This is a genomic window from Luteolibacter sp. SL250, from assembly GCF_026625605.1.
Taxonomy (GTDB): Bacteria; Verrucomicrobiota; Verrucomicrobiia; order Verrucomicrobiales; family Akkermansiaceae; genus Luteolibacter.
In genome coordinates, this window is record NZ_CP113054.1 from 2,349,584 (window position 1) to 2,369,575 (window position 19,992).

Below are 19,992 nucleotides of genomic sequence, written 5' to 3' on the forward strand. Positions count from 1 at the left end.
GAAGCCCGGGACGCAAAGACGTTTCGGCGGAAACCCATCCCGTCAGCCACGCCGGGAACGGTGCCAACGGGAGGTGTCAGGATGCAGCAACGCCTCCACCGGATGCTCCTCCAGATCGTGCAGCCGGATGAGGTGGGAAAGCACCGCGAGCGAGGCAACCGCATCGAACAAAGCGTCATGCCAGTTCTTGTCCGGCACCAACGGGCGGACAGTTCCGGTGATGCCAAGCTCGTCACACAGATTGCCGAGCGAGTGCTTTGCCAGCTCCGGCCAGGCAGCGCGCGCGAGGTGCAGGGTGTCGATCCACGGCCCGAAGCCATGGCCGGGAAAGGTGCGGAGGAATCTCTTTTCCGTGCCCTTCGAGTGGGCGACGATCACCGCTCCTCCCAGCCGGGATTTCAGCTCCGGCCAGAGCGAAAGCAGGGTGGGGGCGTCCGCCAGATGCGCGGGTGTGATGCCATGCACCTTCTGCGCGGACCAATGGATCGGTTGGTCCGTGTGCAGGTAGGAAACGAAGGGATTGTGGTGCTCCCCGGCCACGGACCAAGAGGCGATGCCGATTTGGATCGGCGCATCCGTCTGGCCACGGGCGGTTCCCGCGGACTCGAAGTCGATGGCGGTGAATGTCAGATCACGGATCAGCATGAAGCGGGCGGCAACGATGGCGGCATGTCGCTCACCGGAACAGGCTAAATTGAAAGCCCGCCGCAATGCCGCATCACAAGGCCATCAATCTTTCGGATTCGGGAGGACTTCCAGCCGATGTTTTCCATTTCCTCCGTCACCGGCCAAAGCCACCGCGACTTTCCATCCGTCGGGATCGGTCGTGCGGATCTTCACATCACGAGCCCCGGCGGCCATCGCCGCTGCCGTCGGGATATCCAGGTATTTCAGGACGTTCAGATAGGCGGGCGCCGCTTTGTCCAGATGGGATGGAGGGACGTTCCGGAGATCGAGATGGCTTACACCCGGCTCGAACAATGAGGCATGGATCGCATTCACGGCCTGTGCCCCGGAAGCATCGATCAGGACCGTCGCATCTCCGGAGCCAGTCATGGATCGCAGCCGGTTCACCGCCGCGCGGATGTCCCATATCTGCCAGGATTCCAGCGTCGCACCTGTGAGATAGAAGCTCCTGCGGAGATGGATCTGGTCTTTCTCCGTTCCCATTTTTCGATGCGGGCCCTCACCGCGGGGGCAGAGAAACGCCAGGCTGCTTTCTTTTCCTCCCAATTCCACCACCGGGGATTTGGCGCTATCCTTTTCCCTGCCGGCAAACAACGAAGGAAATGACGGACCATATTTTCCTTCAAACTCCTCCCATCCTTTGCTGTCGAGAATGTGGAGCGCGACACGTTTGCCGTCAGTTCCATCCCTCCGGAACAGATAAAGATCGAGCGCGGGTTCCGTGTCTTTCCCCAATGGACGGAGGGTATGCTTTTCCGCGGTGATCCCACCCAAGATGGCTTTCCCCACTGGCTCCATGTGGGGTGCGGCGGTCTCCGGCCAGCTTGCGAATACCTTCTCACTCAGGGTCTTCATCAGGCCCGGCTTTGCGGTTGCCCATTCTTCCGGTGAAGGAGCTTTCGCCAGCGGAACGAACGATTCGTCGATGGTCGTGTTCTTCTGGTCCTCCGGCAGTTTGTCGAACACCCGCAGCTTTTCCATCGGGATGGATTTCACCGCCGCCCCGTCGTAGGTCGCCTTGGCGGGTTCCCCTTTCAGATGCCGCAGCATCCAGTGGAACTCCCCGGTGTTGAGCGGTTGGACGTCCTCATGAGGGCCTTCCGCCACATGCAGCCCCAGGTTGTCGCCGGCATCGAGCATCCCATAGACTTCCCGCGTCCTGCGGAAAATGTCGTACACCCCGTCGATGGGGAAGATGGGGTCCTTGTCCGTGTTGACGATCAGCAGGGGGCGGGGAGCGCAAAGGGAGGCCACACGGTCGTAGTCCCACTGGTAGCCGTTCACCATGAACATGCAGTCGCAGTGTCCATAGACGCACTTGCGGACCACATGGTCACGCAGCGTGGTGGTGCCCGCTGTAGGCGCGGCACACGCCACCCGTTCATCGAGTGCCGCCACCCACCAGGAGTAAGCACCGCCGCCGCTCCGCCCTGTCACGCCGATCTTCTTCGCATCCACCTCCGGACGAGTCAGCAGGTAGTCGATGCTCCGGATGCCCGCCCAAGCTTCCACACCAGCCGGGGTGTATCCACGGGAAATCCAGTCCCAGCGGTCCATCCGGTACGTTCCGTGATGGGCGCCCCTGATCTCCCCGAGCTGGACGGTGTCGATGACCAGGCAGGTGAAGCCATTCTTGGCATACCACACGCCGTGATGTTCATACCCCGCCTTGTTCCCGTAACTGATCTTGTTTTTGATTTTGTCCGAGTGGCCGCAGAAATAGAGGACCGTGGGAAGGGCTTCGGTGACCTCCTTCGGCCGGTAGAAATTCGCCGTCACATAGAGTCCTGGCAGGGATTGGAAATGGAGGTTCTCCACCACGATCCCCTCATGTTCGAACTCTCCCGTTTTGGTCGCCTGCAGGTCGCTTTTCGGCGGCATCGGGTCCAGTCCCAGCATCTCCGCCAACTGGCGGCGGGATTCTTTCTGGCCCGCCAGCCACGATTCTTTGTCGGTGGGTTCCTCCGCGGCCCGGCGTTCGATTTTCAGAACCTCAGCTTCAAGCTGGCGGTCGAAGGAATCCGGGGGAGCGGGCTTTTCAGGAGCCGCCAGAGCGATGATGCCGGCTCCGGCGAGGAGCAGCGGGAGAAGAATGCCATCGGGACGCATCCCGCCATCCTATGAACCATGCCCGGGGATGCAATGTCGGAAGATGACGCAAAACGGTCAGAACGCTCCGTTAAACTTGCGTCCGGTCCAGAAAATGCCGAGCAGTACGACGATGGCGGCCAGCGTCGCCCAGTGGGACAGCAGGGGCATCCGTTTCTCCAGAGGTCGCGGTTCCGGCAGTGCGGTGATTTCCTTGATGAGTTCCGGCAGTTGGTCCGGCTGGATCACCCGGCCACGTGAGACCTTCGCCATTTCCTCGAGAACCTCCGGGCGGGCGGGCTGTCCGGTTTTCTCGATTTCGGTGCCTTGGGCGAGGATCACGGTTTCCACTGGCTTGTCCTCCGCTCCGCTGGCGGCGGCCCGGAGCTTCCATTCGCCGGGAAGGGTGATCTTGAACCGTCCGTTGAATGCGCCCCAAGCGGAGTCATTCTTCTGCAGCTCCGTCCGTTCCGTCCGTCCGTCCGGTGCGGTGATGTCGATGGATACGGTGCCATCCTTGAGCGGCGCCCCATTCGGGTCGAAGGCGTTCGCATTGAGCGTGACAGTCGCGCCGGGCTCCGGCCGTTCCGGGTGGAAGAACATCCTCACCCGCTGGCCCGCCGCCATGTTCCGCTGGTAGGACATCCACCGCGCGACCTGGCCCCAGAAGCGGTAGTGATAGAGATCCTCCACACCACGCCGCCAGCGCCATGCGGAGTCGATGCCCATGAACAGCACCTTGCCGCTGCCCGCCGCCTTCGTGACCAGCAGCGGGATGGGGCCGAACTTGCCCCGGCGGTTGCCATGCACGGCCAGCACCTCCGTGCCGCCCTTCGCCTTGATGACGGGTGCATGCCAGAAAAAGCCCGGTAGCTGTCTCCAGATCGCCGGATTCTCTTCCTCGGTGTTTCCCAGCATGGTTAACAGTGAGGCGCGGCCCTCCGTCGTCAGGTTCAGCGGCGACGCGATGCCCTCCGGCACGCCTTGCTTCGCCGCGTCATCCAGCGTGACGGGCATGAGGTCGGAAAGGTCCGTGTCCAGCAGGGTGAACTGGTTGCCCTGTGGTCCTGGCAGGAAGACGATGCCGGAAGCCTGGTTCTCCACCAGCCCCCTCATCAGGGTGCACTGCTCCGTGGTGAGCTGGCCCGCCGCCACGCCGACATCCCCGAGGAAGATCACGTCAAACTTCGCCAGGTCCTCGACCTTCTCCGGGAACTTGTCGATGTAGTGCAACCCCGCCGCCGGACCGAACTGTGGATGGAGAAGAAGGCACGAAAGCTCCACCCCCGGATCGCGTGAAAGGGCATTCCGCAGGAACCTGAACTCCCAGCGGGGCAGGGTCTCGATCACCAGCACACGGATCTTTTCCGGCTTTCCGGAAATGGTGAATTTCCGGCTGTTGTTGGTGGGCACCAGCTCGCCGTCCGCCACCGGGATGCTCAGTTCCAGCGTGGAGGAACCTTCCTTCTCCAGGCGCCAGAGGATGGACTCGTACGTCTCGGCATTCGGAGCGATGACGATGTCCTTGGTCCTTTCCCTCCCGGTATCATCCCGCAACCGGACCAGAGTCCGCACGGGACGGTCCAGGGATGAACGGAAGGTGAAGGGAATCTGCACGTTCTCCCCGACGATGCCATAGGACGGTGCCGTCACCGCCAGCAGGTCCAGATCCGGAAGCCGTGTCTGGCTGCCCGCCGGAATGGAGAAAAGCGGCACGCCCCGCAGCCGCATCTTTTGCGCCGCTGCGACCGGTGGCTGTCCCACATTGTAGTCGCCGTCACTGAGCATGACCACCGCCCGCAGGTTGGTTTGCTTCTCCAGCAGGTCGGACAGCGGACTTTCCAGATCAGTGCCTGTCAGCACGCTGGTATCCTCCGGCGGGCTGGCGAATGGCAGCGTGATGATTTCGTTCCGACCGTCGGATGCGAGCGGCTTCCAGAGATCCGATGCGAGGGTTCTGCCCACCAGTTCCGCCCTCGATACGATCTCGCCTTTGGGCGACAGCGAGGGGGGGAGGGCGGCGTCGACGGTGGTCATCGACTTGGAATCATCCCACAGGATGGCGATCGCGGGCTTTGCGTCCGGATTGAGGGTGACGCGCCACTCAGGCTGCCAAAGCAGGACCACGATGATGGACGCGATCACGAAACGGAGGGATTCCAGGGCGAACGTCCGGCGTGGATGGGGGCTCCGCCGGAATGAGACGACACACAGCACCGCCACCACGATCAGCGTGATGGTCCCGAGGACAAGGGTGACAGGGGTTGGAGAAAGGTGGAGCAAGGATCAGGCGGGGGTGGACTTCGACGAGCCGGATGGAAGGGGGGATGCCGGATGTTTCTTCGGCAGTGACAGGAGCGCCTCCGCGATCAGGAAAAAGATCACGGTGATGAGGAATGGCCGCCAGAGATCCCGGGAAAGATCCGCCTCTGTTGCCTGGCCTGCGTGGTCGAGCAGGGTGTAGCGGGTTCCGTCCAGGGTGGCGTCGAGTTGCTCGCGGCTGAGCATTTCCGGCTCATCTTCCGCGAGCGGGCGGTTGACGGCCAGCAGGCGGGAGCCGAGGCGATGAACGCCTGCTTCATAAGCGGCGTTCGCCGGATCCGGTTCGCCGTAGCGGTCCAGCCGCGTGCGGGCTTCACCGGGGAGGGCCCGTGTCTGGTCGCCTCCTACCGTGTCGAGATAGGAAGCGTCGAAGCGGTCCGCCCCAGCGGTGACGATGCGCTGGACCACGGGCAGAAGCACATCCGCATCGCCCAGGTTGGACCAGGTGTAGTCCGGTGTGGAGCCGAGGAACCAAGCCGTGCCACGATCCACCACACGGCGGGACAGGAAAGGCTCACCGTCTTCCCACTTCGCCAGCGGCGCGGCATCACCGAGCGGGATCTGCCTGCGGATGGCTTTCATCCGTTCCGCAGGGATAGGAGTTCCGTCGATGCCGTCGCGGAGCGGGCCGTCCGTATGGTTCCAGTCCTGGAGGATGAGGAATTTCCCACGCTCCGCCTCGGTGGGCTGCGACCATTTCAGGTCGAGGAACGGTGCTGTGGACGCCTCGCCGGGCGGAAGGAAAAGCACCTGTCCACCTGCGGTCAGGAAGCGGTTGAGCCACTCCGCGTTGGCTCCGGTAGGAAAGGGGGCTGCCCACAGGATGGCCGCCAGATCATTCGTGGAAACCGCAGCCGCCTGTGCAGGTGGGATGAACTCCGCTGACTGGGTGCCGAACCCGGGGGGGGCGGCGGCCAGCATCAGGTAGTCCGCCGCCTCGCCGGGAGCACCCACCACCAGCGACTTTACCGGACGCGAAGGCCCGTAGGCAAAGAACGCCACATTGTCCCTCGGGTTGCCATCGCCCGGGATGGACAGATGCCCGTGGCCGGTGGCGCTGTCCGCGGACAGGGGGATTCTCTTCTGGAAACGGAACGCCTGCCCCGGGATGGTGAGGGTCTCCGTGGTGGTGCCGCCATCGAGATTCGTCGTCAGCGGGATGTTCGCCGTGCCCCGTGCATTTTCCGGCCGCAGGATCTCCAGATCCAGCGTCAGTTCATCTCCCGTCCGCCGCGAACCCAGCAAGCGGAGGGCATTGTTCGGGGACGTGGTGCCGGAAAGGGAGATCACCCGGATGGCGGGCTTCTGGGGAAGGCTGGCGATGCTTGCCCGGGCCGCCGCCCAGCGTTCGTCGTCCGCTTTCCAGTTCGATGACTGGAGATCGGACGCCAGCCAGATCTCCGAGCGCCCCGGGGTCTCTGACAGGAACTCCGCCGCACTGGCGAGCAGGGAGGGGAAGTCCGCCGCGCTGTCCGTCGCCGCGGTGGATGAAAGCTCAGGCAGCACCTCCGCTGAAGGGACGTCCTGGGGGCTGCCGCTGGCGGAGTCAATCAACACCAGCCGTGGCGAGCCGATGTCCTTCAGCGCCCCCCGCACCTGCTCCAGCACAAGCTGGCGGCGCGGTGAAAGACCGTCTCCAGGGCTGGACTCCATCGACGCGGACCGGTCGAGCACCAACACCACCGTATTCACCGTGCCGCCGCCCCAACCCATCAGGTTGGATGCGATGGGGCGCGCCGCCGCCAGCGCCAGCGCAGCGATCCCCAGTGCCCGGCAGGTCAGGATCAGGATGTGGCGCAGCTTCTTCTTCCCCCGGCTCTCCCGCGTCGCCTTCAGCAGGAACTGCATCGCCGCCCACTGGATTGTCTTGTGGCGGCGGCGGTTCAGCAGGTGGATCGCGATCGGGACCGCAGCGGCCGCGAGGAACCAGAGGAGTAGTGGAGAAAGGAACAGCATCTCTTCGATCCAGATCTAGTGCTTCGAACGAACGATGCGCGCTGTGAGGAACTCCCTCAGCAACGGCTCCAACGGAGTATCCGTCGTCACCAACTGATAATCCGCGTTCGCATCATGGCACTTGGCACGGACTGCGGTAAGGAAGTCTCGGAGGGCGGCTTTGTATTCGTCGGCGATGAGGTTCGGTTCCGCGACCAAGGCCGTTCCATCCTCCAGATCCACGAACCGGCGCGGGCTGTCAAAGTTGAAGCCGATCTCCTGCGGATCCATCAGATGGAAAACCGAGATGTCATGCTTCCGGTAGCGCAGATGCTGGAGGGCATCGCCGAGCGACTCCGGATCGGTGAACAGGTCCGACAGGATGACCACGAAGGCTCGCTGGCTGATTTTTTCCGCGATGGTGTGCAGCGCGCCGATGAGGCCGGTTTCTCCGGATGGCTCCAGCGATGAGAGGGTCTGGAACATCCTTTCGAGGTGGGCCGGGCGACGGCTGGGGGGCACCTCCAGATGGAGTTTGTCCGTGCAGATGGAAAGCCCGGCGGCATCGCCTTGGTTGACGAGCAGGTAGGCGAGCGATGCCGCGATCTTCCTCGCATACTGGACCTTCGGCCCGGCTTCGCCGGAAAATTTCATCGAACCGGAAGCATCCACCACGAAGTAGGCGCGCAGGTTCGTGTCCGCCTCGAACTCCTTGATGTAGTAGCGGTCGGAGCGCGCGTAGGCCTTCCAGTCCAGCCGCCGGGTATCGTCTCCGGGCACATACTTGCGGTACTCCGCGAACTCGACCGACGATCCCCTGTGTGGCGAACGGTGCTTACCCGCCACATTCCCCATCATCGGCACGCGCGTCTCAATCGGCAGCGAGCCGAGACGGGAGAGCAGGTTGTTGTCGAGGAAGTCGTATTTCACTTCTTTGGAACCAAGGGACAAAAATCAAGAATCCAGATGAAGGAGATTACTCCTCCCGCATTTCCTGAATCAGGCGCTGAACGATCTTCTTCGAGGTCATCCCTTGGGACTCCGCCGAGAAGTTCGTAATGACCCGGTGGGTCAGCACCGGCGATGCCACGGCTTCCAGGTCTTCCAGGGAGGCCATGTAGGCTCCGCGGAGGGCGGCGCGGGATTTTGCCCCGAGGATCAGATACTGCACGGCCCGCGGACCTGCGCCCCAGCCGACCGTGTCCTTCAGCCATTGCGGGGACTCCGGTTGGTTCGGGCGGGTGCGGCGGACGATGTTCACTGCATACTCATAGAGGTGCTCCGGGACGGGGACGCGGCGGACCAGTTGCTGGAAGGCGAGGATCTTGTTGCCGTCGATCAGGCGGTGGAGCGTCTGGCGGGCGGACCCGGTCGTTTCCCGGGCGATCCGGATTTCGTCCGCCGCGGAGGGGTAGTCCAGTTCGATGAGGAACATGAAGCGGTCGAGCTGCGCTTCCGGAAGGGGGTAGGTGCCCTCCTGCTCGATCGGGTTCTGGGTGGCCAGAACGAAGAAGGGAGGGGAGAGGGGGTAGGTTTTCCCCAGCACCGTCACCTTGTGCTCCTGCATCGCCTCCAGCATCGCGGACTGGGTCTTGGCCGGGGCCCGGTTGATTTCGTCCGCCAGGACGATGTTCGCGAAAAGCGGGCCACGGACGAATTCAAACTCCCGTTTGCCGCCGACGCCGGATTCCTGGATGATGTCCGTACCGGTGATGTCCGCCGGCATCAGATCCGGGGTGAACTGGATCCGGTTGAAGGACAGCTCGAAGGTTTCCGCCACGGAGGAGACCAGCAGGGTCTTCGCCAGACCCGGGACCCCCATGAGAAGCGCATGGCCACGGGCGAACAGACAGATGGCGAGCTGCTCGATCACCTCCTCTTGGCCGATAATCGTTTTCCCGAGTTCCTCACGGAGAGCTTGGTAGACTTTTCCGAGTTCGTCGATGGCCGCGACATCGTCGGGCGGCAGATGGTGGGCGGGAAGGGTGGAATCCATGAAATAGAACGAGGCTGACCGTGCCAAACTAAGGTAGTGCAAGGGTTTGTCCAGAAGGGACCGTCCCCTGGGGGCAATGCGGGAACGAGAGGGGGATTCTGTTAAGAAATCTGAAGCAATCACCGAAATTTTCCATTTCCCACTTGCCAGACCGGGTTCGTCTGCTAAATCAGCCGCCCCCGCGGAAACCCGGAGCGTTCCGGCGTACCCTGCGGTCACTGCGAAATCCCGCTTAACATGGCACGTATCCTAGGTATTGAAATTCCCAACGAGAAGCGCATCGAAGCCTCGTTGCCGTATATTTTCGGCATTGGTCGCCCGACCGCTGCGAAGATTCTTGATCACGCCGGCATCGATCCGAACATCCGGACCGGTCAGCTGACGGAAGACCAGCTTGTCCGCATCGCCCAGGTGATCCAGGCGGAGCAGGTGATCGTCGAAGGCGACCTGCGCCGTGAGCGCCAGTCGCAGCTCAAGCGTCTGACCTCCATCAACTGCTACCGTGGCATCCGCCACAAGCGTGGCCTTCCCGTCCGCGGCCAGCGCACCCGCACCAACGCCCGTACCCGCAAGGGCAAGAAGAAGACCGTGGGCGTTAAGAAGTAATTTTTTGACCATAGACTCATGTCCGAAGAAACGAAACCAGAAGCCGCTGTGAAGCCAGCGGTTGAGCCAACAGCAGCTCCAGCACCCGCCCCTACCCCCGCCCCTGAGGCTGCGGCACCCGCGGTCGAAGGCGCTCCCAAGAAGGAAGCGAAACGCGACATCTTCGCCGAGATCGGCGGAGGTGAAGAAGAAATCAAGATTCACAAGGCCAAGGGCTCGAAGAACGTTCTTCGCGGCATCGTCCACGTGACTGCCACCTTCAACAACACCATCGTCAGCGTCACCGACGTGAACGGCAACTCGATCGGCTGGTCGAGCGCCGGCAAGATGGGCTTCAAGGGTTCCCGTAAATCCACCGCTTATGCAGCGCAGGTCGTGTCGCAGGACGCCTGCCGCCAGGCGATGGGCCACGGCCTCAAGGAAGTGGATGTGCGCGTCAAGGGTCCGGGTTCCGGCCGTGAATCCGCCGTCCGTGCCGTCCAGGGTCTGGGTCTTGAGATCCTCTCCATCCGCGACGTCACCCCCATCCCGCACAACGGCTGCCGTCCGAAGAAAGCGCGCCGCGTCTAATCCCCAACTTTAGAAATTCCAGAACATGGCACGTTACACAGGTCCACGCGCGAAGATCAGCCGCCGTTTCGGCGTCTCCCTCTTCGGCCCGTCCAAAGCAGTCGAGCGCCGCAATTTCCCACCGGGTCAACACGGCGTCCGCGCCGGCCGGAAGAAGAAGAGCGAATACTCCGTCGCCCTTGGCGAGAAGCAGAAGCTCCGTTTCCAATACGGTGTCCTCGAGAAGCAATTCCGTGGTTACTATGAGGAAGCAACCCGCCGCCGCGGCGTCACGGGTGTCATCCTCCTGCAACTCCTGGAGCTCCGCCTCGACAACGTCATCTACCGCGCGGGATTCGCGAACACCCGCCAGGCAGCCCGCCAGCTCGTCAACCACGGCCACGTCCTCGTGAACGGCCGCAGCGTTGACATTCCGAGCTATCAGGTGAAGCCGGGCGACGTGGTGAAGGTGGCTGCAAAGCCATCCTCCCAGCAGCTCGCAACCCGCATGGTTGACCTGACCCAGGCATCCCCGATCGCCGACTGGCTCACGGTCGACAAGGACAAGCTCGAAGCCGTGATCGCCCGCGTCCCGGAGCGTTCCGACATCGATCCGCTCGTCAACGAGCAGCTCATCGTCGAGCTTTACTCCCGCTGATATTCCGCAAGGAACAGTTGCTTTTCAAAAACGTCCGGCTTCCGCAAGGAGCCGGGCGTTTTTGTTTGGCTGGCGAATGACTACTCGGAGGCCAGTTTCCTGAAGTCTCGGATCCTGTGGAAGGTGAAGTAGTTCGCATCGTGCTGGCGGTGCGCTCCGCCGGCTCCATCATCATATGACGTCCGCGCGACGAAGATGATGTCGTTCCCTTCGAACTCGAAGACGGGATACTGGAAGCCGTGCCGGGAGATGTCCGGGTGATACAGGAGGGTCTTCCTGATGTCCCATGCCTCCAGATCCCTGGAGGTCATGATCACCAGGGTATTCCTGGTCATTGATTGTCCGTAGGCTCCCGTGTCATGCTTCTCCGGCACCGCGTTGGACAACGCCCAGTAGAGGCCGCTTTCAGGATCATGGAGAATGTGGAATTTCGTGGCTGCTCCCGGAAAGTCCACGAAGTCCTTGGCGGCATCGAAGCTGCCGGTTTTTCCATCGGCGCTGTAGCGGATCACCGCGGCTTTTCCTCCGCCGGGCTCCATGCTGACGCGCAGGAAGTTCACCGGCACCCCGCCGGGGGCAATGACGGTGTTCCCTTCCAGCCATCCTTTGAATCTGCCGTCCAGCCGCTTCGGATCGTGGCCGATGGGGTTGGACATCGTCCAGCTTGAGGCTTTGAGCAGATCGGCGGATTCCGGGGCGTTCAGCATGAATGCCCGGAAATTCGTTCCCCACCCGCCGGGTCCTTTTTCGTCTTCCATCGTCCGCCAGATCCGTCCGTTGTGGACAGTCACCGGGACGGGGGCGGTGTGATAGGACAGATCCGCAAAGATGAGGCCGCTGTCCTGGTCCACCGGTTTCGTCCAGGTGAAACCTCCATCCGTGGACTTCATGATCACGGCATGCCCCAGGCGGTGCCCCGCGCTGGTGCCCATCATGTAAAGGGCGCCGCGATGCAGGAACAGGCTGGCCCATGTGATCCCTTCCACCTCACTGATCTGTTTCCATGTCGCTCCCTTGTCCGTGGATCGATGGATCCTCACCAGCTCGCTGTTGCCGGTGGCTGGCCCGTAGTCGTCGCCTTTGGCGACATAGCTTCCGTCGTCCATGATCACGATGGACGGGGAACCGGCGATGAAACGCCCGGTTACCGCTGGCATGTGATCGATCACCACACCCGGAGGATTCTCTCCGATCGGTTCGAAATCTTTCATCGCGGCCCACTGGCCGCCCAATGCGACGATGTCCAGGGAGCGGTCGATGAACTTGATCTCATCAACCTGCAGGGGACCATCGTTTCCACCGTTCTTCAGATGGAGGGGCTGATCCGCTCCGCCGGTGAAATGAAACGCCCCGGAATAGACCCAGTGGTTCGGATCCTTGCCTGCGAGTTCGGCCCGGTGATAGAGCCGTCCTTTTCTCCGGGATAGCGGCGTGCCGGGTTCGACGGTCAGCGCCACCTGAACCCAAACACCGGCAGGGACCACGGTATTGGGTGTCGGTTCCATGGCTTCTCCGGTGCCTTTTCCTTCCGCTCCGATGACCCATCCGAAACCGTTCTTTGCCGCCTTTGCCGGTGTGAGGAACAACCTGAATGCCCCATGATCGATGAAAGTCTGTACGCCACCGACCGGACCTTCCGGTCCCGCGAGCGGCAATTTGAACCTGAGCCACAGCGTGCCAGACCCGGAAAGATCGGTGTCCATTCCGGGGTTGATTTTCAGGAATCCGCCGGGTGCGATTCTGGCGATTCCCGAGCCGAACGACACTTCGTTCGTTTCCCCGGGCATGTCTTTCCGATCACCTGCGGGCGCGGTATCCTCCTGCGGCCTGTCTTCATGCTCGAAGCACCATCTGGCGGTGATCCTGGCATCGCTTTCCCGGGAAGTCCGGATTTCTGCCGGAGCCACCTGGCTGAGGCTGACCGTAGTGCAGGCCATCCACGTTCCAATGCCCGCCGTCCATGTTCGATCACCACGCTTCATACTGGGATTTCAGGAAGTTGCTTGCCGGGAAGTCCGGAAATTTTCCATCCAAGGTCCAATACCGGGCAATAGAATCCCGTGAACCGGAAGCAAAAAAGCGGCCCGCCTGATCACCATCCTGGAAAAACCCAAAACCAGGAAGTAACTCACGCGGGCCGCCTTGTCTTGCGACATCGAGAGATACCCTCGGAAGGGATGCTTTCTTGCAAAGATCGCAGAAAATTTCGGATGTCCGCGAAAAGGTTCAGGTGGGCCTGGTCCAAGTAACTGGATCTCAGTTGGTAGGAGGATGAGTTGTCAATGAGGAGTCACATGCCCGGCTCCGTTTCCGGAGCCGGGCATGCTTCTTGTCAGGCAACCGTGCAGCGACAAAGAGGGAAGGGAAATGGGTCACACAACCCCTTGGGCGAGCATCGCGTCCGCCACTTTCACGAATCCGGCGATGTTGGCGCCGTCCACGTAGTTCACGAATCCATCCTTTCCGGTCCCATATTCCACGCAGGAGTGGTGGATGTTCTGCATGATGGCGTGCAGGCGGTTGTCCACATCCGCCCGGTTCCATGGCATGCGGATCGCATTCTGTGACATTTCGAGACCACTGGTGGAAACGCCACCGGCATTGGCCGCCTTTCCGGGGCCGTAGGCAATCCTGGCGTCGAGGAAGACCTTCACCGCTTCCAGGTCGGATGGCATGTTCGCGCCCTCCGCCACGCACTGGCAGCCGTTGCGGATCAGGAGGGCGGCGTCATCGCCGTCGATCTCGTTCTGAGTCGCACAGGGCAGTGCGATGTCACAGGGGATCTCCCACGGGCGCTTGCCCTCGAGGTAGGGTAGCTTGAAGTGGTCCGCGAACTCGGAGATGCGGCCCCGCCGCTCGTTCTTCAGCTCCATGCACCACGCCAGTTGCTCGGAGGACAAGCCATCCGGGATGTGTACGGTTCCGGCGGAGTCTGAGAGGGAAATGACCGACGCACCGAGTTCGATGCATTTTTCGGACGCGAACTGGGCGACGTTGCCAGAACCGGAGATGGCCACCTTCTTGCCCTCGAAACCGTCCTTGCGGAGGTGGAGCATCTCCTGGGCGAAATAGACGCAACCATAGCCGGTCGCCTCTGGCCGGATGAGACTGCCACCGTAGGACAGGCCCTTCCCCGTCAGCACGGAGGTGAACTCATTGGTGAGGCGCTTGTATTGGCCGAACATGTAGCCGATTTCCCGTGCCCCCACGCCGATGTCACCGGCGGGAACGTCCACGTCAGCGCCCACATGGCGGAACAGTTCGTTCATGAAGGACTGGCAGAACCGCATCACTTCGCCATCGGTGCGTCCTTTCGGATCAAAGTCGGATCCACCCTTGCCGCCACCCATCGGCAGCGTGGTCAGGGAGTTTTTGAAAACCTGCTCGAAGGCGAGGAACTTGAGGATGCTCAGGTTCACGGACGGGTGGAAGCGCAGGCCGCCCTTGTAGGGCCCGATCGCGCTGTTCATCTGGACCCGGTAGCCGCGGTTCACGTGCGTCGTTCCCTGATCGTCCACCCATGGAATCCGGAACAGGATCACCCGTTCCGGTTCGACAATGCGCTGGAGCAGACCATGCCGCAGGTATTTCGGATTGGCTTTCACAAACGCCCAGAGGCTCTGCAGGACCTCTTCCACCGCCTGGTGGAATTCTGGCTGCAGCGGGTCTCTCCGGCGGATGTAGGCGAGGAATGAATCCAGGGATTCGCAGGGACTGGTATGGGTATCAGTTGACATAAGATGGATGTGGCCGGACCACAGGCACCGCTCATCGCGGGCAGGGCGGAGCAAGAGAGTCCTTGAGCACCTCCCGCACGATCTCCCGCTGAATCCCGGCAGGAGACTTCCAGGTGACATGAGTGCCGACCTTCCGCCCCAGGAGTGAGAGTCCGAGCAGGGAGAGGACAGAGATGCGTTCCGTTCCATCACGCGCCTCCCGGGGGAGGACGATGCGGATGCTGCGGGAGCGTTGCGGGGAGCTCAGAATGACCAGATCCCCGAGGCCCACGTGCATCCCCAGGATGGGTTCGTCCCGTGAGATCCGTGAGGATCCGATGAATCCCGACAACGCGTCATACGCCTCTGGGTGAGGGATGAGTCCGGGGAGCTGATGATGTAGAAGTGCGGAGAGGGCGGAGCGGTCGTGCTCAGCCAGAATAATGGATGGGTTCATGATATGAGTCGGATGAGTCCCTTCCAAAAAATGGAGGAAGGAACTGCGGTGGTATTCCGTCAGGGGTGGAATTTCCGGAACAGCCTCGGGAAAAGATTCCCATTAGAGAGGCTGTCCGTTACCCCCGGAATGCCGCCATCCGGTGACCGCACCAACCTTGCACCGGTACCGTCGCCTGACGGGCCTTGCTGGGTTTGGTTGCGGACTGCGTTGGGGTCATGAACAAATTTCATGTTAGGATCCGAAGCCGGGACCGCAATCCCAAATTTCACCCCAACCGGGATGGGTGCCCGATGGGGAGGAGTCGAACGACTCCTCAGGGCAAAAAGAAAGCGGCCCGCCTGATCACCAATCTGGAAAAACCCTTAACCAGAAAGTATCTCACACGGGCCGCCTTGTCTTGCGACATGGGAATATACCCACACCGGTGGATTCTTCTTTCGATTTTTGTCAGATTTTTTCAATGTGGTCGTAAGTGTCTATCTTTCAGATTGTTAGATTCTGAAGATTTTTCGGATTCCGGATGACTTCCGTGTTAGGGATGGGGGATGGATCACCGGACGGAGAAAGGGAAGATGCTGGCGGGGGAACTTTACTTCGCTTCCGATCAGGAACTGGTCTCGGAGCGCCTGCGCGCGCGGGGCCTCACCCGGGCCTACAACGCTACGACGGAACTGGAGCCGGAACGCCGCACGGCCTTGCTGGGGGAGCTGCTGGGCTCCCTGACATCTGAGACCTTCATCGAGCCGAATTTCCGCTGCGACTACGGATACAACATCCATCTGGGCCGGAATTTCTACGCCAACTTCGATCTGGTGATCCTGGACGTCTGCAAGGTGCGGATCGGGGAGAACTGCTTCATGGGGCCACGGGTGAGCATTTTCACCGCCACCCATCCGCTTGATCCTGTACTCCGTGCGACCGGCGCGGAATCCGGCAGCCCGGTCACCATCGGCGACAACGTGTGGATCGGAGGCGGTGCGATCCTGAATCCCGGGGTCACCATCGGGAACAATGTCGTGATCGCTTCCGGAGCGGTCGTGACAAAGAGTTTCGGCGACAACGTGCTTGTCGGTGGCGTTCCCGCCAAAGTCATCCGGGAAATTGAGATCCCGGGTGCCGACTGAGATCTCTCAGTCCTTCTCGACGATCTGACGCGACAGCATTCGGTCGCCATCGAACGAGAATTTCCCCTCGAAGGATCTGCCCTCCAGCAGGAGCGGCAGCCAGTAACGGTCGTCCTCCCACATCCTGTCATAGGGGATGTCCGCGAAGGGGAACCAGACCGGCACCGCTTCGTCCGTTTCGGTCGGATTGCCGGTGAAATCCTCCGCGCGGTAGACGTGGCAGATGATGTGCGGCATGTCCGACATGTGGAAATGCAGCTCACCCAGCTCCACCGGATCCACCGGGGTGATGAGCAGTTCTTCCTGCGTCTCCCGGATCACGGACTCGAGCGGCGTTTCACCGGGATCAATCTTACCGCCCGGACCGTTTATTTTGCCTGCCCCGTGGCCGCGTTTCTTCTCGATCAACAGGATCCGCCCATCCCTGACAATGAACATCAGGGTGGCGTGGATGCCGGGCGTCCACTGTGCCCAGTCGATGGGAGAAGGATCGTTCAAAGATCGTTGAAATGAACAAACGGGGCGTGACCGTCGGGCCACGCCCCTGAAGTTTCAGTTGTCGGCGTAAGCTTCGACGGAATCGCAGGTGCAGACGAGGTTGCGGTCACCGTGGACGTTGTCGATGCGGCCGACGCTCGGCCAGAACTTGTGCTGGCGCAGATAGGACAGGGGGAAGGCCGCCTGCTCGCGCGGGTAGGCGCGGCCCCAGTCGTCGCCGCAGACCACATCCGCCGTGTGCGGGGCGCGTTTCAGCGGGTTGTCGTTCGCGTCCGCCTCACCACGGATGATCGCGCTGATTTCGCCGTGGATGGAGATCATCGCATCGCAGAAGCGGTCCAGCTCGGTCTTCGCTTCGGATTCCGTGGGCTCGATCATCAGCGTGCCTGTCACCGGCCAGCTCATGGTGGGGGCGTGGAAGCCGTAGTCCATCAGGCGCTTCGCCACATCCTCCACGGTCACGCCGCTCTGGTCGGAGAGCTGGCGCACGTCGATGATGCATTCGTGGGCGACCAGTCCCTGGTTGCCGGTGTAGAGGACCGGGTAGAAGGGGGCGAGTTTCCTGGCCACGTAGTTCGCATTGAGGATGGCCACCTCGGTCGCTTCGCGCAGGCCGTTCGGCCCCATCATGGCGATGTACATCCAGGAGATGGTGTTGATGGAGGCGCTGCCCCATGGGGCGGAACACACCGCACCGGATTTGTTGTCCAGTTCGGCATGGCCCGGGAGGAAGGGGACAAGCTGCTCCGCCACACCGATGGGGCCGACTCCGGGACCACCGCCGCCGTGGGGGATGCAGAAGGTCTTGTGCAGGTTCAGGTGGCAGACGTCCGCGCCGATCAGGCCGGGGGAGGTGAGTCCCACCTGCGCGTTCATGTTCGCGCCGTCCATGTAGACCTGGCCGCCCGCGTCGTGGATCACGTCGCAGATGGTGCGGATGGTTTCCTCGAACACGCCGTGGGTGGACGGGTAGGTGACCATCAGGCAGGAAAGGTTGGCCCGGTGCTCTTCGGTCCGGGCAATCAGGTCCTCCACGTCGATGTTGCCCTTCTCGTCGCATTTCACGCCAACAACTTTCATCCCGGCCATCACGGCGGAGGCGGGATTGGTGCCGTGGGCGGAAACGGGGATCAGGCAGATGTTGCGGTGGGTGTCACCACGGGACAGGTGGTAGTTGCGGATCGCCAGCAAGCCGGCGTATTCACCCTGGGAGCCTGCGTTCGGCTGGAGGGAGACGGCGGCGAAGCCGGTCACCTCGGCCAGCCACTTCTCCAGCAGGGACAGCATCTCGCGGTACCCCTGGCTCTGGTCGGCGGGGACGAAGGGGTGGATGGAGGAAACCTCCGGCCAGCTCAGCGGCATCATCTCGGAGGTCGCGTTGAGCTTCATCGTGCAGGAGCCGAGCGCGATCATGGATTCGTTCAACGCGAGATCCTTCGACTCCAGGCGCTTCACGTAGCGCAGCATCTCCGTTTCGGAATGGTAGCTGTTGAAGGCCTTCTGGGTGAGGAACGCGCTGCCACGGTTGAGGACGGCGGGCCACGAGGAACTGCTGTCGGAGCTGGCGGAACTCTTCGCGCCGAACGCCGCGGCGATGGTGGTCGCCTCTTCGGCGGTGGTCGTTTCATCGAAGGAAATGCCAAGGTGCTGGCTGTCGATGACACGCAGGTTGATACCTTTCTCCACCAGCGCGGAGGCGACGGCCTTCGAATCGGCGACCTTGGCGACGATGGTGTCGAAGAAGGACCCCTCCTCCACGGTGACACCCGCTGCGGCCAGGGTCGCCTTCAGCGTCGCGGTGCGGGAATGGACGGAGCGGGCGATGTGCTTCAGCCCCTCCGGACCGTGATAGACGGCATACATCGATGCCATGACCGCCAGCAGCACCTGGGCAGTGCAGATGTTGGAGGTGGCCTTGTCGCGGCGGATGTGTTGCTCCCGGGTCTGGAGGGAAAGGCGGAAGCCCGGCTTGCCGCGGGAATCCACGGAAACACCGATCAGGCGCCCCGGCATCTTGCGCTTGAGGGCGTCCTTGCACGCCATGAAGCCGGCGTGCGGTCCGCCGAAGCCGAGCGGCACGCCGAAGCGTTGGGAGGAACCCACGCAAATGTCCGCGCCGAATTCGCCCGGAGCTTTGAGAAGCGTGAGGGCCAGCAGATCGGCGGCGACGATGTTGTAGATGCCGGCCTTGGTGTTCTTTTCGCAGAATGCGGCGAAATCATCGATGCGGCCGCGGGTGTCGGGATACTGCACCACGGCGGCGAACACCCCGTCCTCCAGCGCGGCGGTCTGCCAGTCGCCGGTGATCACCTTGATGCCGAGCGGCTCGGCGCGGGTGATGACCACGTCCAGGGTCTGCGGGTGGACCCGGTCGGAAACCCAGATCGCGGTGCCTTTCGGCTTGTGGGCCAGAGCGAGCGTCATCGCTTCCGCAACGGCGGTGCCTTCATCCAGCAGGGAGGCGTTCGCCATGTCCAGACCGGTCAGATCCGTGATCATCGTCTGGAAGTTCAGCAGCGCCTCCAGTCGTCCCTGGGCGATCTCCGCCTGATAGGGCGTGTAGGCGGTGTACCAGCCCGGGTTCTCCAGGATGTTCCGCTGGATCACGCCGGGGACATGCGTGTTGTAGTAGCCTTGGCCGATGTAGGACTTCAGCACCTTGTTGCGGCCCATGATCGACTTCAGCCAGGCGAGCGCTTCCTGCTCCGACTTCGCAGCCGGAAGGTTGAGGGAATCATCCATGCGGATGCCACCCGGCACGGCGGCGTCGATGAGCGCGTTGAGCGTGGAGAAGCCGGTATCACGGAGCATTTCCTCACGGTCGGAACCGATGGGGCCGAGGTGACGGGAGCGGAAGTCGGAGCGCATGGATGGGATGGGCGGATGAGGTGGAAAAGAAAAGAGCGAGCCCGGAGGCTCGCGGTCCCTTGCGGAGACAGTGGGAACGGAAATCAGGAAATGTGGGCGGCGTAGGCCTCGGGAGTCAGCATGGACTCGACTTCAGCAGGGTTTTTCACCTTCAGCTTGAAGATCCAGCCCTTGCCGTAGGGATCGGTGTTCACCAAGGACGGGTCGGATTCGACATCTCCGTTGGCCTCGATGATCTCACCGGCCACAGGGGCGTAGATGTCGCTGGCAGCCTTCACGGATTCCACCACGGCGGTCGGATCCCCGCCATCCACGTTGCGGCCAAGGATGGGCAGCTCGACGAAGACGACGTCGGTGAGTTCCTCCTGGGCGTGGTCGGAGATGCCTACGGTGGCGATGTCACCTTCGAGGCGGACCCACTCGTGGGAAGTGCTGAAACGGAGATCGGCTGGGATGCTCATGGAGTTGGGGTATGGATGGGGATT

Annotated in this window: 16 protein-coding genes; 4 read left to right on the forward strand and 12 right to left on the reverse strand. The window is 62.1% G+C overall.

From position 1 onward, the window contains the following. Window positions 1-42: 42 nt before the first annotated feature. The 6 genes from OVA24_RS10400 to OVA24_RS10425 all read right to left on the reverse strand — a co-directional run bounded on the left by OVA24_RS10400 (window position 43) and on the right by OVA24_RS10425 (window position 9,028). The gene (locus OVA24_RS10400) at window positions 43-645 is read right to left on the reverse strand and encodes a 3'-5' exonuclease (RefSeq protein ID WP_267675167.1); all 603 of its coding nucleotides are present in this window, start codon (window positions 643-645) and stop codon (window positions 43-45) included. Between the two features lie 84 nt (window positions 646-729). Next, the gene (locus tag OVA24_RS10405; protein ID WP_267675169.1) at window positions 730-2,796 is read right to left on the reverse strand and encodes an alpha/beta hydrolase; all 2,067 of its coding nucleotides are present in this window, start codon (window positions 2,794-2,796) and stop codon (window positions 730-732) included. 57 nt (window positions 2,797-2,853) lie between these two features. Next, window positions 2,854-5,058, reverse strand: coding sequence for a hypothetical protein (locus OVA24_RS10410; protein ID WP_267675171.1), 2,205 nt, complete (start codon window positions 5,056-5,058; stop codon window positions 2,854-2,856). A gap of 3 nt (window positions 5,059-5,061) precedes the next feature. Continuing rightward, window positions 5,062-7,053 carry a BatA domain-containing protein gene (locus tag OVA24_RS10415; protein ID WP_267675173.1) on the reverse strand — a complete coding sequence of 664 codons (1,992 nt, stop codon included), beginning with the start codon at window positions 7,051-7,053 and terminating at the stop codon, window positions 5,062-5,064. Between the two features lie 15 nt (window positions 7,054-7,068). Then, window positions 7,069-7,962: a DUF58 domain-containing protein gene (locus OVA24_RS10420; RefSeq protein ID WP_267675175.1), complete on the reverse strand. Its 894-nt coding sequence runs from the start codon at window positions 7,960-7,962 to the stop codon at window positions 7,069-7,071. A gap of 46 nt (window positions 7,963-8,008) precedes the next feature. Continuing rightward, the gene (locus tag OVA24_RS10425) at window positions 8,009-9,028 is read right to left on the reverse strand and encodes an AAA family ATPase (RefSeq protein ID WP_267675177.1); all 1,020 of its coding nucleotides are present in this window, start codon (window positions 9,026-9,028) and stop codon (window positions 8,009-8,011) included. A 237-nt stretch (window positions 9,029-9,265) separates the two neighbouring features. Here OVA24_RS10425 and rpsM point away from each other — a divergent pair, with 237 nt between their 5' ends. From rpsM to rpsD, 3 genes are read left to right on the forward strand one after another with little or no spacing between them, the layout of a single operon-like run. Then, window positions 9,266-9,634: a 30S ribosomal protein S13 gene (gene rpsM / locus OVA24_RS10430; protein ID WP_267675179.1), complete on the forward strand. Its 369-nt coding sequence runs from the start codon at window positions 9,266-9,268 to the stop codon at window positions 9,632-9,634. An 18-nt stretch (window positions 9,635-9,652) separates the two neighbouring features. Next, window positions 9,653-10,204, forward strand: a complete 552-nt coding sequence (gene rpsK / locus OVA24_RS10435) for a 30S ribosomal protein S11 (protein WP_345783429.1) — start codon at window positions 9,653-9,655, stop codon at window positions 10,202-10,204. A gap of 25 nt (window positions 10,205-10,229) precedes the next feature. Next, a complete protein-coding gene (gene rpsD / locus OVA24_RS10440; protein ID WP_267675181.1) occupies window positions 10,230-10,841 on the forward strand; it encodes a 30S ribosomal protein S4 in 612 nt (203 codons plus the stop codon). Window positions 10,842-10,921: 80 nt separating this feature from the next. On the opposite strand, the gene OVA24_RS10445 is transcribed toward rpsD, so the two are convergent. The 3 genes from OVA24_RS10445 to OVA24_RS10455 form a co-directional block, all read right to left on the reverse strand. After that, entirely contained in the window at window positions 10,922-12,823 is a 1,902-nt protein-coding gene (locus OVA24_RS10445; RefSeq protein WP_267675183.1) for a sialidase family protein, read from the reverse strand. Window positions 12,824-13,213: 390 nt separating this feature from the next. Further along, window positions 13,214-14,578, reverse strand: a complete 1,365-nt coding sequence (gdhA, locus tag OVA24_RS10450) for an NADP-specific glutamate dehydrogenase (RefSeq protein WP_267675185.1) — start codon at window positions 14,576-14,578, stop codon at window positions 13,214-13,216. Between the two features lie 31 nt (window positions 14,579-14,609). Then, window positions 14,610-15,014: a GreA/GreB family elongation factor gene (locus OVA24_RS10455; protein ID WP_267675187.1), complete on the reverse strand. Its 405-nt coding sequence runs from the start codon at window positions 15,012-15,014 to the stop codon at window positions 14,610-14,612. 548 nt (window positions 15,015-15,562) lie between these two features. Here OVA24_RS10455 and OVA24_RS10460 point away from each other — a divergent pair. Next, entirely contained in the window at window positions 15,563-16,141 is a 579-nt protein-coding gene (locus OVA24_RS10460) for a sugar O-acetyltransferase (RefSeq protein WP_267675189.1), read from the forward strand. Between the two features lie 6 nt (window positions 16,142-16,147). Here the strand turns inward: OVA24_RS10460 and OVA24_RS10465 are convergent, their stop codons facing one another. The 3 genes from OVA24_RS10465 to gcvH all read right to left on the reverse strand — a co-directional run bounded on the left by OVA24_RS10465 (window position 16,148) and on the right by gcvH (window position 19,968). After that, entirely contained in the window at window positions 16,148-16,639 is a 492-nt protein-coding gene (locus OVA24_RS10465; protein WP_267675191.1) for an 8-oxo-dGTP diphosphatase, read from the reverse strand. Between the two features lie 54 nt (window positions 16,640-16,693). After that, entirely contained in the window at window positions 16,694-19,507 is a 2,814-nt protein-coding gene (gcvP, locus tag OVA24_RS10470) for an aminomethyl-transferring glycine dehydrogenase (RefSeq protein ID WP_267675192.1), read from the reverse strand. Window positions 19,508-19,590: 83 nt separating this feature from the next. After that, on the reverse strand, window positions 19,591-19,968 hold the full coding sequence (gcvH, locus tag OVA24_RS10475; RefSeq protein ID WP_267675193.1) for a glycine cleavage system protein GcvH: 378 nt from the start codon (window positions 19,966-19,968) through the stop codon (window positions 19,591-19,593). Between the last annotated feature and the right edge of the window lie 24 nt (window positions 19,969-19,992).

Bases quoted from the DNA above. Each gene is read 5' to 3' on its own strand.
- OVA24_RS10400 (WP_267675167.1), bottom strand. From the start codon at position 645: ATGCTGATCCGTGATCTGACATTCACCGCCATCGACTTCGAGTCCGCG.
- OVA24_RS10405 (WP_267675169.1), bottom strand. From the start codon at position 2,796: ATGCGTCCCGATGGCATTCTTCTCCCGCTGCTCCTCGCCGGAGCCGGC.
- OVA24_RS10415 (WP_267675173.1), bottom strand. From the start codon at position 7,053: ATGCTGTTCCTTTCTCCACTACTCCTCTGGTTCCTCGCGGCCGCTGCG.
- OVA24_RS10425 (WP_267675177.1), bottom strand. From the start codon at position 9,028: ATGGATTCCACCCTTCCCGCCCACCATCTGCCGCCCGACGATGTCGCG.
- rpsM (WP_267675179.1), top strand. From the start codon at position 9,266: ATGGCACGTATCCTAGGTATTGAAATTCCCAACGAGAAGCGCATCGAA.
- rpsK (WP_345783429.1), top strand. From the start codon at position 9,653: ATGTCCGAAGAAACGAAACCAGAAGCCGCTGTGAAGCCAGCGGTTGAG.
- rpsD (WP_267675181.1), top strand. From the start codon at position 10,230: ATGGCACGTTACACAGGTCCACGCGCGAAGATCAGCCGCCGTTTCGGC.
- OVA24_RS10445 (WP_267675183.1), bottom strand. From the start codon at position 12,823: ATGAAGCGTGGTGATCGAACATGGACGGCGGGCATTGGAACGTGGATG.
- gdhA (WP_267675185.1), bottom strand. From the start codon at position 14,578: ATGTCAACTGATACCCATACCAGTCCCTGCGAATCCCTGGATTCATTC.
- OVA24_RS10455 (WP_267675187.1), bottom strand. From the start codon at position 15,014: ATGAACCCATCCATTATTCTGGCTGAGCACGACCGCTCCGCCCTCTCC.
- OVA24_RS10460 (WP_267675189.1), top strand. From the start codon at position 15,563: ATGGATCACCGGACGGAGAAAGGGAAGATGCTGGCGGGGGAACTTTAC.
- gcvP (WP_267675192.1), bottom strand. From the start codon at position 19,507: ATGCGCTCCGACTTCCGCTCCCGTCACCTCGGCCCCATCGGTTCCGAC.
- gcvH (WP_267675193.1), bottom strand. From the start codon at position 19,968: ATGAGCATCCCAGCCGATCTCCGTTTCAGCACTTCCCACGAGTGGGTC.